The sequence below is a fragment of the Bacteroides sp. MSSM.1001136sp1_RTP21357st2_D2_RTP21359_211015 genome, from assembly GCF_040913205.1.
In the GTDB taxonomy this organism is placed as follows: domain Bacteria; phylum Bacteroidota; class Bacteroidia; order Bacteroidales; family Bacteroidaceae; genus Bacteroides; species Bacteroides ovatus.
In genome coordinates, this window is record NZ_JBDFVF010000003.1 from 213,013 (window position 1) to 227,319 (window position 14,307).

The window sequence follows — 14,307 nt, forward strand, 5'->3', positions numbered from 1 at the left end:
TTTAAAAAACAACGCCTTATGAAAAATAGAGGATACATCACCATCACCGGTTTGGAAAACAAGGATGAACAACCCATCGTCAGTGTAAAGATAGAGAACGGCAACGTATGGATGACCAAGCACGAACTTGCCCGTCTGTTCGGAGTGTTCGTTCAGACAATAGACGCCAATGTGCGCTCCATCTTCAAATCCCGCCTGCTTTACGACGGCGACGTGACCATAACCGAGAAACAGAACAAAAGCATTGTTACCTATTATAATCTGGAAGCGATCATATTTCTCAGCTTCCGCATCAACACCTATTGCACGAAGCTGTTTCGTGAGTGGGTACTCAACTCCCTGTGCGAGTACAAACGCCTGCAAGAGAAAAAGCCCGAAGTCCTTGTTGTTTTCCATCCCGACAGCAACCGGACTACCATTTCTTATAACTAACGTGCATAGAAACCTGTAAATAGCGAGCCTTACCCGAAAATCCAACGGGCAAGGCCTCTTTTTCTCCCGAAATTTCTATCTTTACGCCAAATAACAATGTCATGATAGAAAACCTCACCATATCCGTATCCTTCAGCGAGGTGGAGGAAGCCCATATCAGCAACTATTTTCGCCTTTCCGAAATGTCCGGCGAGTTTCTGATTATCCAGAGGTCTGACAATACCTTCTACTTCCTTTGCACCAATAACTGTGACATCGTGAGCATCTGCCAATCTTTTGATTGGTATATTGTATCAAAAGACACTTTCAATGACACCTGATAATCGGCATTGGTTTATCGGATAAAGAAAGTATCAACGGAGAACTCTATCGGGTACAGGATGAAACCACGCTCACCCTTTGGCGTGATATACTCCACTTTACTTTCGAGAGCGATTTCGTGCGCCAGTTCTTCCCATACAATACCCATTTCAAAGGCAAGATGCGTATCGACGGAGCCTTGTGTTTCTATATCCACGATTATTACCCGACCAGATGCAAGGACATATCGGTATCTGACAGAAAGACGAGCAATCTGGTATTTAGATTTAAAGAAGGACGACAAGCAGCTCTTGTCGCCAAGATCTTCTCGCTTTGTATCGCCCGGATGCCGTTCTTTAAGGAGAAAGCCGCCAACGCCGTGCTGATCCCCATACCGGCGGCAACCCGTGAACGGAACATCACCCGCTTCGCCCGTTTTTGCAGCCTTCTCTCACGTCGGCTTAAAGTCGTGGACGGATTTCGTGCCACATGGATAAAAGAAGACCGTGAGCAGATGAAAGGAACTCACGGACAAGACAAGTTATCCAACTTGATCTTTCATCCCGATTATTTTAAGGGCCGGGACGTATTTTTAATAGACGACATTATCTCTTCCGGCGAGAATTTCACGCAAATGAAATGCAAACTGATACAACTCGGTGCAAAATCCGTTACCGGTTTGTTTTTAGGTAAAACAATAAAGTCTGAAAATCAAAAGTAATATGGCAATCAAGAAATCCCAGATCGAAAAATGGATAGTCGCCCAAAAGAAACACCGGCTATCGGATACCCATGTACAAATGGCCCGTGAACTTGGACTCAATCCCGATAAACTCGGCAAGATAGACAACCACCGGCAAGAACCGTGGAAAGCCCCCTTACCGGAATTTATAGAAGAGATCTTCTATAAACGTTTCAAAAAGGAACGTCCTGATGTAGTCAAGCCCCTAAAGCAAATCCTTAAAGAACAGGAAATAAAGACTAAAACAAAAAAGAAGGAAAAAGAAATACGGCGTAAAGAGCGTGAACAGGAACAGATTAATAACGGAACAGATGAAGTTCTTACATTTCAATCCCCAACCTCAATAACGGAATAAAAGCCACATTATTATCAGTAGAAAAAACGTTCCCATTCTTCCGGAACCGGAACAATCTTTCATCCATACAAAACCGCAGAAAAGTGTTGTACAAACAAGCGCGATGAATCACACATTGGACAGTACAACACCTTTCTTTTTTCCGGTTTTGAAATAGGAAGGCTTTTATTATATCGCTCTGTTTTTTTACTCTCTGATCTCCTCAAAGGCAGTATCTATCACATCATAGTGATCACCGTCATTAACACTCAATGCAGCCACAAGGCTGTTCAATGTCCGAACTGCGTCCAAACGCTTTTCCACATCACTTTCATCCGGATTGCTCAAGACATCTATCGCACAGGTCAAATGCCCTTTCATCTCTTGCAATGTAGATAGACTCTGAATGGGAAACAGATAGAAAAGCCCATCTTCTGAAGACCGGACTACTCCTTTCAGGAGAGTCGATTGTAAATCCATAACAATAACGTTATTATATTAAATTGACGTAACGCTGCCAGTCACAAGTCCAAAGCATCGCCAAACGCTCAATACAGAGTGAACCGACAGGTTACGTCAAAGTATATAACCTACCCGGTTCATTTACCTCTGTATTTTTGAAATTGGCGATTTCTGGACTACGGTAAACGAACAGATTACACGATGCTATTTGCATCGCTAACACAAAGGTAGAATTTTTTTCGTATTAATCATCGCTTTATGTATAAGGGATTTATAACACAACGATTTTAAGCAAAGTTTAAGGCTAACTTCCTTCGGGGTATTTCTCTCACTGTTTTCAGTAGCCATCACTCCACATTTAAAGCAAAGGAACGAATTAAACTAACTTATTCAAGTGCAAAGGTACTTCGGGTTCTTAACGGAAAAACAAGGTCAAGCCGTTCCGGTTTTGAAAAAAATCTTCCCTGCGCCATAATGGCACGAGGTATTTTTACCCAAAACCTTGTTTTTCCTAAACCCGACCTTTTGACGCACATGAAATAAGTCAGCTCAACTCGTCAATGCATAAAAAAAATGTCGTGATTATGAAAACAGCAAGAGAAATACATAAAGGAAATAAGAACAGACTCAATCTGCCTCTGCATAAATTGTTTGGCTGGTTAGTTCGGCTCCTTCTTTCAGGCTGCTGTTGGAGTCTGTACGGTGGCAGTCTTTTAGCGTGGTTTATCGGTTTATGGCTCGCAAAAGAACTGATAACGGACGTGATCCGCTCCGCATGGGGGTGTCTGGTTTCCATTCTCTCCTTTGCAGTCGTAGTCGGGATTATCATTTGGTTATTAATTCTTTAACACATACAGTTATGACAATGGATATTACAAAATCAGTAGCGTTCACCGGACACCGTTCAGAGCGTATCCTCCAAGTCGGTATGCTGCATCTTTATCTGGATATAGTTTCGCAAGTAAGAAGGTTGTATAGTCTGGGCTATCGCTACTTTCTAAGCGGAATGGCGGAAGGCTTCGATTTGCTTGCAGCCCAAGCGGTAACTGCCCTTAAAGCGGAATACACGGACATTCGACTCATTGCCGTTGTGCCGTTCAGCCGGCAGTCAAACAGATACCGGCCGGAGAACAAGTCCTTATACGACCGGATAATGAAAACTGCCGATGAAACGGTCATTCTCCGAGAAGATTACCGCAAAGGCTGCTTCCACCACAGGAACGACTACCTGATTGACAACTCCGAGATTGTTTTAGCCTATTGGGACAAGCAGCCCTATGGCGGTACTTATTATACCGTAGGAAAAGCACGGATAATGAACAGAATCATTATAAATCTTTATAAATAAAGCCTTATGAAACGATACAGCAGGACTGTCGCACAGCAGTGCAGATATTACGAGGTAAGCAACATTTTCGAGTACATGGTGGAAACCTACCTGAACGGCAACATCACCACCTTTGGAGAGCTTTACCAGGAATTGTGCAAAGAAGCGAGAAAAGATTTTATCGATTTCCTTCTCAGTGAGGTGGAGCCGATATACTGGAGAGAGATTTTGAAAATGACTGTCTAATGAATAAATCAGAAAAATATGAACGTAACGTTTGAAACCACAATTTGTGCATGGGATGAAAAAATCCCTGCACTCCTTATCCGACTGGTAAACACCCTTCTCTTTTGCCGGACAGAAGAGGAACTCCGCCAATCCATTGACAAACTTCGGGAAACGACCGAACTGGACGAGTTTTTCACCTACGGCTACGGCTCACACCATTTCTGGTGCAACCAGCGCATTTCCAAAGGAAGCATGCAGTTCATCCAAAGCCGATTATTCATTGCAACATTTTAACCCTCTAATACATAAATGATATGAAACCAATATCCCAAATGACACGAGAAGAGAAATTGCAGGAGATTGTAGAGTACAACCCTTGCAGGGTAGAGCGTAGTGCAGTCCTCCGTTACTTGTTGGCAGTACGCCGTAATGACACGGAACAAATCGCTTATTTCGAGAGTTTTGGCAAGAGTGTACGACATATCATACTCAATGTACGCACGTATGAAAGAGGGATGATTTTCGGTTATGTCGGCAAGCAGTTCAACGAACACGGTTGGATAAATGGCATGTTGCCGATAATAGAGGAAATCAAGTTAGACACCTTCAACACGATCCATATCGGGCAATCCGTTGACGGGACGTATGCGGTAGCCATCGACTGGTGTACCGGCACAGCCGGAGGCGGTAGCCACCCGTCCGTTTGGGATGAACCTGTCAGAGATTATAAGGAAGCTGTCCGACAAGGAATCCGCCTGTTGGAGCAACAATACAATAAAGCGGAACGTTGGTCTGTTTCCGACAGAAGCAATTACAACCCAAAGGTTATCCGCAGTCTGAAAGGAAAACTGTTGGAAATCAAGCGGAAATACACACAGCCCCGACAGTTAAGTCTGTTTTAATATTCACGAACTATAAAATCATAAGTTATGGCAACAAAAATGAACGAGAACGGAGTTTCAACCTGCAAGACGGGTGAGAAATATGAAAAATTCCAAATGACCGTAGGACGGAAAAGGCGCACGTTCTATCACTATGATTATAGGGATACGGCAGACAACGAACTTTTCTCCTGTGTGAAGCCCACATTGGAAGAGTGCAGGCGACAATACAACGAGTGGCTTAAAAAGAAAGAGGACAAGAAATAATACAGGAACAAGCTCCCCTTACCGGTTTCCATTCCGGTAAGGGGAGCTATCTTATTAGATTTTCATTCAGTTTCTCTACTCAGCGTTATCGCTGCTTTTTTTTCGGGGTATATCCGGCATAAATCATTCGGTATCCTCCTTTTCATCTTCCGCTTCATTATTAAAGGCAAAAGACTTTTGCACAACCTGACCGAAGGAATCGAGAATGTAAATGTCTATTTTCTGCTGGTCTGTGCCAAATGACCTGTAATAGAGCCTGAATGTTTCTTCCGGTAACGGATACAGGTCGTTCGGCAACAAAACCGTACCGTTCTCCATGCGAAGCTCCCCTTTGCCTGTCGGTTGGAAGTACCTGATGAAGTATTTGGTGTCCTGATACTCGCCGCTTCTTACAAGTTGACAACGGATTTCCGCTTCCTCGCCCTTTACGATTGTCGTCTGCACCGGCAAGGTCGCCAGATCAAACTCATACATCTGCTGAACGTCCAATTTGTCAGAACAGGCGGTCATATATAACAAGGCTACCAGCATACAACCTGCTATAATCATGCTTTCAATCATCTTTTTCATTCTATTATTGTTTTATCAATTCAAAATAATTTTCAATCCCACCCCGAACAGGAAATGAAAGTGTCCGCTGTCATTTCCCCAGAGGCAACGCTCACGTGCATGGAACAGCAATACCACCTGGTTGGCAAGGTAGGTTTCTATCTCCAGCGATACCGCACCGCCATAGACAAATGCATCCCCGACACACAGGCGTGAACCATCGAACAGCATGCCTGTGCCCCAATTCACGGTTTCATATCCCGCCAACACCGAACCGCCGGCATAGCAGAGAAACACCTTGTTGGCATCCGAAAGGAAATTATAATAATAGCCGCCTTCCGCAGTGAATTGGGAAACCGGGACACGTATGTCCTTGTATGGATAATACTTCTGGAGATACTCGCCACCGAATACCCACTTATGGCAGCCGTTCACATATCTGTCCATTCCCATCCCGAAATGGTAACCCAGCTCGTTACGTTTGTCCGCAGTGTGAAAGCCGTCCGTCATGCCGGCGGTAATACGCAGCCCTTTTGTACCGGGCAGGCAACGTTGGGCATGTGCCTTGTCCGTCAGGACAAAGCACAAAAGTATACATATAATAACAGAGACCCTTTTCATACTATTTCACCTTCAGCTCGTTAATGACTCTGGCACGAATCAGCTCGGCGTTGGTCAGAATAAACCGCTGATGCCTTCCCCCGTTCTGTTCGTTCATCTCGACAACCAGCTGCTTGTCATCCGGAAGGGTGAATTTGGGCAGGGTAAATACCGTCCGTTCCTTGCTCTTTCCGTCAACCGCCGTCACATAGTTGAAGGCACGAAGCGGCACGATAACCTGTTCCTGAATGGCGGTACGTTTTGCAACCTTTTTATCCACCACCTTAAAAGTGACAAAGTCAACGGAGAATGGCACGTTGGAAGCGTTTTTCAGTTCCATATGGAAATAAAGCAGACCGTTGTGCGTATAAATCCCTTTCAGGATATACTGGATACCGAAGCGCTTGCAGCCGATATGCTTCACCAGACGTTTGTTGTTGTCATAGACGGACTTCATGATCAGCCGTACCAGCAGCGGGGACTCGCTGCCGAGTTCCGTAAGGTAGATTTCCTGCGAGTTGTTCGGCCGGTTCACCGCCTCGCCATCATGGATGAAGTCTTTCATCTCGATATTCAGCTTGGCCGGCTCGTCCGCATACTTCACGTTGAATGTATAATAGCTGCCGTCATCCGTGATCACCGCCAGATTCGTTTCACGGGAGAAGTCCCTCAACGCCGCTTTCACCCGAAGCACGTTCTCCGAACCGTCCGCTTTGCCGGCAAGAATGTCAGCCGATCCCAGATCCACATACTTGATAGCAGCCGGGAAGATAAGGTGTACAGTTTTATTAAATGTCACCTCCAAGGCGTATGGAGGAACCATCCGGTCGAATGTCACCGGACGTGTCAGCCCGTCAAACAAATCACCGGTGGACGGGCTGCGCCTTGCGTCCTCCTTATCCGGCAGCGGCGTGGTTCCCGTTTCTCCGGAATCCGCCGTTTCTTCCGTGTCATTTCCCGTCTTTTCCACTTTCACGGTCTTTTGTGCATACGCACCGGTCATACCAATGGCAAAAGCCATCATTAAAATTACTTTTTTCATGCTTGTTGTTTTTTCTTGATTAATAAATTGATTTTAACCGTTTATTGTCTTGACACGAGCAATAGCTCGTAATCCGCCTTCAAAGTCGCCTTGGCACTCCTGAACTTTGTGGAAAGGTATTGCGATGCCCCCTGTATCACCCCTTTGCCCAAGTCCGCAGCCAGCTGTGCACCGGCATTGCTGGAGATATTGATGCTGCTTCCCATTGCCGAACCCATGTTGGCCGCCATCTCCTTGACGGCGGTAAGCTCCTGCGATCCCCTGACCTCAATGCCCTTCATGCCCCTCGTGTCATAAGCGTCCAGCTCCACCGGCAGGATTGTTCCCTGAAAGGCGACCGAGGAAACGGTGATTTCCATGCGTTCACCGCTGATTTTCGCCGTGCCGGTCAGTATCGTGTTGGCGGGTATGTACAACTCTCCGGCCTGCACCGGCTCCAGCAGGCGGAGTCCCACCTCCTGACCGTCGCTGCCCGAAACCGTTACCGTCCTGTACACGCAGGCACGGATACCATTCCTTTCCGTACGGCTCCGGACTGTCCCCACCGTGTGGAAACCCATGTTTCTGGGCTTACCGTACTGTCTGGCGAACTCTTCATCGGACAAGGGTGCGGCCAGCAGGCTGACCACCCGTTCCGCTACCTGCGTAACCGGGCAGACCGGCATTTTACCCGTAGAGGAGGACACGGCGACCTGTTTGGTTTCACCACCGCCCGGCATGTATCTTGCCGCCATCTCGTAGGACTTCTCCATCAGCCGCAGTTGTTCCTCACCGTTTTCTCTGGCCTTGCGCTCTTCCTCCGCCTGACGCTCCAGCTCCTGAATACGCCATTCCAGTTCCAGCGTTTTCTGGTCATCTTCCGCAGGCCGTGTTTCATAAAAACTGCCCAACTGCCGGTTGATGTCCTGATAGGCATTGGCGGAGGAACGGATAGACGGACTGCCGTTGTCCGTGTCCTCTTCCGTCAGGAATACCTCGTCTGCCACCGGCTCTTCCTGTTCCAGCGATACCGCCAGATCCTGGAGCGTGTTCATTTTCTCCTTTTGTTTCTTTTCAAAGGCACTTTGTTCGTAGGCGGTCTTTTTATCCGACGGCAGCCCCTTGTCCTCCGGCATCGGGACATCCACGTTGAATCCCTCCCTTAATGGCTCGTCGCTGTCAGAAGGAGCGAATATCAGCCACATCGCTCCCAGAAACACGAGAAAGAACAACGGATACACGAGCATCTTCTTTCGTTTGAGCATCTCTTCCGGAGTCAGAGGTCTGGCCTCTTTCTTCCCCTGTTTCGGCGTTTGCCCTTTCTCTTCCGCTTTTTCAGACGTTGCAGCGTTCGCCGGTTGCCGTTCCTGATTTTTTAGGTTCTCCATAATCCACCTGATTTTTAATGTTTATACTATCCTTGTTTATCCCCCTGTACAGTTCCATCCGCCTGATATGCTCCATTTGCAACTGCTCCCCCTCATGCCTGCCGATGCGGTATATCGAAGATACCGTCATGTATATCGACAGACAGCCGAAGCCGGTGAGCATGGCCACCACGCAGACGAGCCGTACATCGGGCGACATCCGTCCGCACAGATAGCGGAGTCCGTCGTCTATCCTGTCAGGCACATACCTGATCCATTTTTTCAATCGGTTCATTTCCTCTCTTTTTTTAAGTTATCGTTCAACGGTTCTCAAATCCCGGTTCTCCACGATATTGAACTGCTCCATCGTGAAGCCGTGCGGGTTATTGTCCGACCTGACCGAGTTCAACAGCCGGCAACGGGTTACAAGGCTCCGTTCCGTGATGTTGCTCGACCTGACGAGCGACTGCCGTGCGTAAGTTGTCACCACATACGGGTAGCTGTTGAAGTCGCACGCCACGCTGTCCACCCGGATGCTCTGGTTGATATTGGCCGAGATTATACGGTTGTAATACCCCTTTTCCTCCCAGTCCTTGTAGTAGCGGAACGCACTCTCGTCGCACAGGAACAACGCCCGGCGGATATTCGACTCGATAGCCGCCTTGTCGGGCGACAAGGTGAAAAACAGCTCGTGGAAACGCCGGATATGTTCTTTCGCCTCCACCGGCCTGTTCTGCGAAAGGTCTTGGGAAAGAGCAAGTATCAGGGACTTCCCATTGTCCAGCACATAGATTTTCTCCCTCTGCCGTTCGGCGAACCGGTAGGAGCTCCAGAGAGCATAGCCGGTAACCAGAGCACAGAGCGAAACGAACACGATCCCCATCGTGCGAATTTGCCGGAAGCTCGTTTCTATATTCTTTAAACTTTTAAATTCCATACATCTCTAATATTTACGTTGGTTCATCTTCCTCTTAACTTGCCGGCTATATGCCCGATGGAAGCACCGGTGATGGCGGCAGCCGCACGTCCGCCCTTTAGTGACCACGAGTTGACCTGCTTGCCGTAATTGCCGGCTCCCGATGCCTGAATCACCCATGTGGATACTGTCGGAATGGTGAAATAGCCCACAATGGCTATCAGCATGAAGATGATGTAAGCGGAATTGTTCACGTCGGGCACATAGGCGGGATCGCTCAGTGCAGCGATGTCCTTCTCGATCATCAGCACCTGAATCCTTGCCAGCACGGAGCTGAACAGGTCGGATATGGGCAGCCACAGATAGATGCTGATATACTGGCAAATCCATTGGATCATCGTATTGTGGAAGCCGTCGTACACCGATATGGCGAATGACAGAGGTCCCAGAATGCTCAATACGATCAGGAAGAAGGTTCTCAGCGTGTCCAGTACCAGCGAAACCGACTGGAACAGCAGTTCCAGAAAGCTGCGGAAGAAATTGCTCACGCTCTGCCTGGCCTGGTATTTGAGGCGTTCCGCCGCCATGCCCGCCATGGCCTTCAAATCCGAAGGCGACCATCCCAGATCTTCGATCTGGCGTTCATATTCCTCGTTATCGACCAGATACGCCGTTTCCGGATTTCTCGTCATCGCCTCGTATTCCAGTTTCTGCCGCTTCTCGGAATACTCCCGTATGTTCAGTGTCTGGCCTTCCATGATACTGTGGCAGCCGGTGACCACCGGACTCATGATGCCGTTGAGAGTTCCCAGAACGAATGTGGGGAAGAACATGATGCACGCCCCCAGACAAAAAGGTCTGAAGAGCGGGTAAATGTCAATCGGCTCGGCTCTCGAAAGAGCCTGCCACACCCGTGAGGCCACATAGAACAGTGCACCCAGTGCAGCCACTCCGGTAGCCACACCCGTGATGTCCGAACAGAGAGGCATCATCTCGTCATAAAGGTTGCGCAACACTTCGTGAAGGTTGCTGAAAGTTTCCTCGCCCGTCATGTCACCAGTATTTTTGATTGTCCGTTCCGTACAAGTCCAGCACCCTTCGGGTATCGTTCTTCTTTTTTGCACGCAGGTAAGAGATGCCGATGTTCCGGTTCGTGTAATACCTGACCAGATTGCGTTGGTTTCTTACGTCACGGTACACACGGTCGATCACGTCCATGCGCTCCTTATCCGTCATGGAAAGGCTGGTGGAGGTTACGACCGTCTTCATCTCGTTCAGCATACCGCTGCTCTCTTCCAGCATCTTCGCATATCCGGAAGCGATTGCCGAAAGCTCGTCCGGCGTATAGTTCCCGTCCGTCAGCATTTTCTGGAAAGAGTTTACATAGATGTCCGATATTTCACCGACCAGAAGAACGGTCTGCTGTACCTTGCGGGCATCCTTAACCAGATTGTTGACCGCTTTCAATGCGTCGTAATAACGCTTCCCCTGTTCGTAGATCTTGACTGTTTCCTGAAAATTCTTCACCATATTTTCTGCCGTCGTCGTGGTCTGCACCACATTGCGGGTTGTATTCACGATGCTTTGTGCAAAGTTCGAGGGATCGAACGTCACCCATTGTGCCTTTACTGCCATAATCGGGCAAAGAAGCCCGGCCAGGCAGACAGCCATAATTCGTTTCATGTCTTTTAAAATTTTAATGTTGAATAAATCGGATAGTTGTTACTGTCATTTACGGGAGAACCGGGGTTCTCCATTTTCCCTATGAGTCATCCGCACGTACATAGATCCCTTCGGTAGCCAGCACCAGCCGGTCTTCCTCCCGGTCATAAGCGAGCTGCACCCTCCCCAGCAGGTCTGCCCAGATGATGCCGCCGCTTTGGTGGATCGTGCCTACCACCACCGCATCAAGGTGGTAGGTCAGGGCAATCTTGTATGCGCCACCGTCACGGAATACGGTAACGGGCGGCGACTTGCGGTTGCTTTTCCACTCCCCGCATATCCAGTAGAGCGGAAACAAGGTTTCATACTCCATAGGCATTTACGGTATTTCATTGCTTTGATTCCGTTTCTTTTCCGCAAGCCTTCGGATAGCCAGTTCGATATTGCCGTCCAGCTGTTTCGCCAGTTGTTCCACTTCCACCTTCTCGCTCTCTTCGGTCGTGTAGCACAGATATTCTTCGGGCGATACCTCCGTGGCGTACACCGTTGACTGTACGCCCCCCAATCCGAACCAGACTTCCTTGTATTTGCGTTTCGGGTCATTGGACATGTTCACCGACAGAATCTGCGCCTTTTCCTTGTCCGTCAGTCCCAGCAGGGACTGTATCTGCGAGAACTTGTTAAGGTACTTCCTCTGGTCAAGCAGAATCTTGCAGTCGCTGTTGTTCACTATGGACTCCTTTACGATAGGCGAGGAAATGATGTCATCGACTTCCTGCGTCACCACAACTGCCTCTCCGTAAAATTTGCGGACAGTCTTGAAAAGATAGCGGATGTAGTCCGCCATCCCTTCCCTGGCGATAGCCTTCCACGCTTCCTCTATGATGATCATCTTGCGCACCCCTTTCAGACGGCGCATCTTGTTGATAAACAACTCCATGATGATGATAGTCGTTACCGGAAAAAGAATGGGGTGGTCTTTGATCTGATCGATTTCGAATACGATAAACCGTTTGCCGAGCAGGTCGAGCTGCTTGTCGGAGTTAAGCAGGAAATCATATTCTCCGCCACGGTAATAAGGCTCCAGCACGTTCAGGAAACCCGCAAGGTCGAAATCCTTTTCCCGGACTCCCTTCTCTTCCAGTATCTTCCGGTAGTCCGTTTTCACGAACTCGTAGAAGGTGTTGAACGAGGGAACGATGCTTTCATCCTCCTTGATGCGCCTGATATACAGGGCCACCGCATTGGACAGCGCCACTTCTTCCGAACGTGTCGCCGGTTCGTTGTCCTTTTTCCAGAGTGTGAGGATCAGTGTCTTGATACTCTCTCGTTTCTCAATGTCGAAAACCTTATCATCCGTGAAAAAAGGGTTGAACACTATCGGGTTTTCGTCCGTATAAGTGAAATAGATGCCGTCCTTGCCGCCGGTCTTCTGGTGTATCAGCGAGCAAAGTCCCTGATAGCTGTTCCCCGTGTCGATCAATACCACGTGTGTGCCCTGTTCATAATACTGCCTCGCCAAATGATTCATGAAGAATGACTTGCCGCTACCGGAGCCGCCCAATACGAATTTATTTCGGTTCGTGGTTACGCCACGTTTCATCGGCAGGTCGGAGATGTCCACGTGCAGCGGTTTTCCGCTGATACGGTCTGACATCTTCAGTCCGAAAGGTGAAACGGAGCTGCGGTAGTTCGTTTCTTCCACCCAGAAGCAGAGGGCCTGTTCGATGAACGTATAGAAGCTCTCCTCTGCCGGGAAGTCAGCGCCGTTTCCCGGCATTGCCGCCCAGTACAGCGTGGCGGCGTCCACCGTATTATGGCGTGGCTTGCACTCCATCATGGCGATCTGACTGCCCACGTCATTGCGCATGTTCTTCACCTCCATCGGGTTGTCCGTCCATGCGATGACGTTGCAGTGGGCACGTACCGAGGTAAGCCCGAACGAGTGTGCGTCATTCAGGTACAGGTCAATCCACTCCTTGTTGATCTGGTTGCTCCGTGAGTACTTCGAGAGCGACTGCATGTTGCGTGCGCTCTTTTCAAAACGTTGCAGGTTCTCGCCGCTGTCATCCAGAAAGATATACTGGTTGTACAGGTGGTTGCACGAGAGCAGCAGGCCTACCGGACTGGCGAATGACAGCTTGCAGTCGCTTTTGTCCGTTGACAGCCTTTCATACCGGCAGTCCGTACCCACCTTGCCAGGCAACGCATCCAGTTCCGATAGCGTATGTACCGAAACGTGCTTGTCGCCGACACGCAGGCCGTCATCTCCGAGTTCGATGTCTTCCAGCGCAGTGGTATTTTCCATTGACAGACAGAAATATTTCTCCACCAGTCCAGCCTTATCCTCCGTGCCGGTAATCTCATCACCGACGAGCCGTCTTAGGTGTACCAGCCCTGTATCGTTCACGATACGGGCGAATTGTCCTACCGTATCCAGAAAATGGGCGGTGGTATCCTTGTCCATCTCCTTGGGGATGATGAATCCCCTGCACAGCGAAGAGAAGCTGCTCTGCATCCTCATGCGTTCTTTCGTCGTCTTGGTCAGGTACAGATAGCATTTGTGGTTCAGGAAAGGACGTTCGTTGAAGTGCATCTCGTAGCTCCGGGAAAGGAAACTTAGATTTTCCTTGTCCGTCTGGCTGCGGTAATCCTCCCGGATAAACCAGTCCTGTTTATGTACCACCGTATAATTGGGCAATACCTTGATTGCCTTTGCCCATGCCGCATGGATAGCCTCGTATTCAGCTGCCGTTACCGTGAAGAGTTCGGGCAGCTCCACCTCAAAGACGGCGGTGATGTCCGCATCTTTGGAGATGATACAGTCCGCTTCGACGGCGAGAAGCGGGAACTTGCTTTCCAATGTGGCGGCCTTTAGTGTGTTCCGCATACGTTCTTCTTTTTAATCGTGAATAATTTCCGGGGACTGATCCGGTTGATCAGGTAGCGAGGGTGCTGTTTTCTGGCCAGCAGCTTCATCAATCCGTGTTCCCCGAACTTGCCGTTCAGATGGAAAGTCAGCCCGACCAATACGGATGCGGATATTACGCCGAAAGCAATGCAGAACCACTGGTTCACGCCGGCCATATAAAGAATGACAAACAGCACGAACAGAGCCAGCAGCCCACCGACGAAAATAAAAAGATATTGAGCCTTGAGTCCCTTGAACTCCGCACTCTCGCCGATTCCCTTGTTCAGTTCATAATTCATATACATTAT

General features: G+C 48.8%; 21 protein-coding genes and 1 pseudogene. 9 read left to right on the plus strand and 13 right to left on the minus strand.

Annotation, left to right across the window (positions count from 1 at the left end; all coding sequences use genetic code 11):
* The first annotated feature begins 18 nt into the window (after positions 1–18).
* Positions 19–432, plus strand: coding sequence for a hypothetical protein (locus AB5217_RS04015; protein ID WP_005800177.1), 414 nt, complete (start codon positions 19–21; stop codon positions 430–432).
* A 29-nt stretch (positions 433–461) separates the two neighbouring features.
* On the opposite strand, the gene AB5217_RS04020 is transcribed toward AB5217_RS04015, so the two are convergent.
* A complete protein-coding gene (locus AB5217_RS04020; RefSeq protein ID WP_007667361.1) occupies positions 462–704 on the minus strand; it encodes a hypothetical protein in 243 nt (80 codons plus the stop codon).
* On the opposite strand from AB5217_RS04020, the pseudogene AB5217_RS04025 reads away from it, so the two are divergent.
* Both AB5217_RS04025 and AB5217_RS04030 read left to right on the plus strand, forming a co-directional pair.
* Positions 690–1,453: pseudogene (locus tag AB5217_RS04025) on the plus strand (ribonucleotide-diphosphate reductase subunit beta). The gene AB5217_RS04020 and the pseudogene AB5217_RS04025 sit on opposite strands and share 15 nt — an antisense overlap.
* 1 nt (position 1,454) lies before the next feature.
* A complete protein-coding gene (locus AB5217_RS04030; RefSeq protein ID WP_005800179.1) occupies positions 1,455–1,829 on the plus strand; it encodes a hypothetical protein in 375 nt (124 codons plus the stop codon).
* A gap of 186 nt (positions 1,830–2,015) precedes the next feature.
* Here the strand turns inward: AB5217_RS04030 and AB5217_RS04035 are convergent, their stop codons facing one another.
* Positions 2,016–2,288: a hypothetical protein gene (locus AB5217_RS04035; RefSeq protein ID WP_005800181.1), complete on the minus strand. Its 273-nt coding sequence runs from the start codon at positions 2,286–2,288 to the stop codon at positions 2,016–2,018.
* 566 nt (positions 2,289–2,854) lie between these two features.
* Here AB5217_RS04035 and AB5217_RS04040 point away from each other — a divergent pair.
* The 6 genes from AB5217_RS04040 to AB5217_RS04065 are packed head-to-tail and all read left to right on the plus strand — an operon-like array spanning position 2,855 to position 4,973.
* A complete protein-coding gene (locus AB5217_RS04040; RefSeq protein ID WP_005800183.1) occupies positions 2,855–3,118 on the plus strand; it encodes a hypothetical protein in 264 nt (87 codons plus the stop codon).
* 11 nt (positions 3,119–3,129) lie between these two features.
* The gene (locus AB5217_RS04045) at positions 3,130–3,618 is read left to right on the plus strand and encodes an SLOG family protein (protein WP_005800185.1); all 489 of its coding nucleotides are present in this window, start codon (positions 3,130–3,132) and stop codon (positions 3,616–3,618) included.
* A 6-nt stretch (positions 3,619–3,624) separates the two neighbouring features.
* Complete coding sequence (locus AB5217_RS04050) at positions 3,625–3,843, plus strand: hypothetical protein (protein ID WP_005776813.1); 219 nt, start codon at positions 3,625–3,627, stop codon at positions 3,841–3,843.
* 18 nt (positions 3,844–3,861) lie between these two features.
* Complete coding sequence (locus AB5217_RS04055) at positions 3,862–4,119, plus strand: hypothetical protein (RefSeq protein WP_005800187.1); 258 nt, start codon at positions 3,862–3,864, stop codon at positions 4,117–4,119.
* Between the two features lie 20 nt (positions 4,120–4,139).
* The gene (locus tag AB5217_RS04060; protein ID WP_368112643.1) at positions 4,140–4,727 is read left to right on the plus strand and encodes a hypothetical protein; all 588 of its coding nucleotides are present in this window, start codon (positions 4,140–4,142) and stop codon (positions 4,725–4,727) included.
* A gap of 27 nt (positions 4,728–4,754) precedes the next feature.
* Complete coding sequence (locus tag AB5217_RS04065) at positions 4,755–4,973, plus strand: DUF3873 family protein (RefSeq protein WP_008777211.1); 219 nt, start codon at positions 4,755–4,757, stop codon at positions 4,971–4,973.
* A 123-nt stretch (positions 4,974–5,096) separates the two neighbouring features.
* On the opposite strand, the gene AB5217_RS04070 is transcribed toward AB5217_RS04065, so the two are convergent.
* The 11 genes from AB5217_RS04070 to AB5217_RS04120 all read right to left on the minus strand — a co-directional run bounded on the left by AB5217_RS04070 (position 5,097) and on the right by AB5217_RS04120 (position 14,298).
* Entirely contained in the window at positions 5,097–5,543 is a 447-nt protein-coding gene (locus tag AB5217_RS04070; RefSeq protein WP_005800192.1) for a DUF3872 domain-containing protein, read from the minus strand.
* Positions 5,544–5,558: 15 nt separating this feature from the next.
* On the minus strand, positions 5,559–6,143 hold the full coding sequence (locus AB5217_RS04075; RefSeq protein WP_032845480.1) for a conjugal transfer protein TraO: 585 nt from the start codon (positions 6,141–6,143) through the stop codon (positions 5,559–5,561).
* Between the two features lies 1 nt (position 6,144).
* Positions 6,145–7,164 (minus strand): conjugative transposon protein TraN, encoded by a 1,020-nt coding sequence (gene traN / locus AB5217_RS04080; protein ID WP_008777209.1) that lies wholly within the window; start codon positions 7,162–7,164, stop codon positions 6,145–6,147.
* A gap of 41 nt (positions 7,165–7,205) precedes the next feature.
* On the minus strand, positions 7,206–8,531 hold the full coding sequence (gene traM, locus AB5217_RS04085) for a conjugative transposon protein TraM (RefSeq protein WP_032845478.1): 1,326 nt from the start codon (positions 8,529–8,531) through the stop codon (positions 7,206–7,208).
* Positions 8,479–8,805: a TraL conjugative transposon family protein gene (locus AB5217_RS04090; RefSeq protein WP_032845477.1), complete on the minus strand. Its 327-nt coding sequence runs from the start codon at positions 8,803–8,805 to the stop codon at positions 8,479–8,481. Before AB5217_RS04090 ends, traM begins: the two co-directional genes overlap by 53 nt.
* 18 nt (positions 8,806–8,823) lie before the next feature.
* Positions 8,824–9,447, minus strand: a complete 624-nt coding sequence (gene traK / locus AB5217_RS04095; RefSeq protein WP_005776802.1) for a conjugative transposon protein TraK — start codon at positions 9,445–9,447, stop codon at positions 8,824–8,826.
* 23 nt (positions 9,448–9,470) lie between these two features.
* Complete coding sequence (gene traJ, locus AB5217_RS04100; RefSeq protein WP_032845475.1) at positions 9,471–10,478, minus strand: conjugative transposon protein TraJ; 1,008 nt, start codon at positions 10,476–10,478, stop codon at positions 9,471–9,473.
* Position 10,479: 1 nt separating this feature from the next.
* Positions 10,480–11,109 (minus strand): DUF4141 domain-containing protein, encoded by a 630-nt coding sequence (locus AB5217_RS04105; protein WP_032845474.1) that lies wholly within the window; start codon positions 11,107–11,109, stop codon positions 10,480–10,482.
* A 79-nt stretch (positions 11,110–11,188) separates the two neighbouring features.
* On the minus strand, positions 11,189–11,461 hold the full coding sequence (locus AB5217_RS04110) for a DUF3876 domain-containing protein (RefSeq protein ID WP_016661987.1): 273 nt from the start codon (positions 11,459–11,461) through the stop codon (positions 11,189–11,191).
* A 6-nt stretch (positions 11,462–11,467) separates the two neighbouring features.
* Complete coding sequence (locus tag AB5217_RS04115; RefSeq protein ID WP_368112642.1) at positions 11,468–13,978, minus strand: TraG family conjugative transposon ATPase; 2,511 nt, start codon at positions 13,976–13,978, stop codon at positions 11,468–11,470.
* Positions 13,963–14,298: a DUF4133 domain-containing protein gene (locus tag AB5217_RS04120; RefSeq protein WP_032530901.1), complete on the minus strand. Its 336-nt coding sequence runs from the start codon at positions 14,296–14,298 to the stop codon at positions 13,963–13,965. The genes AB5217_RS04115 and AB5217_RS04120 overlap by 16 nt, the downstream gene beginning before the upstream one ends.
* Between the last annotated feature and the right edge of the window lie 9 nt (positions 14,299–14,307).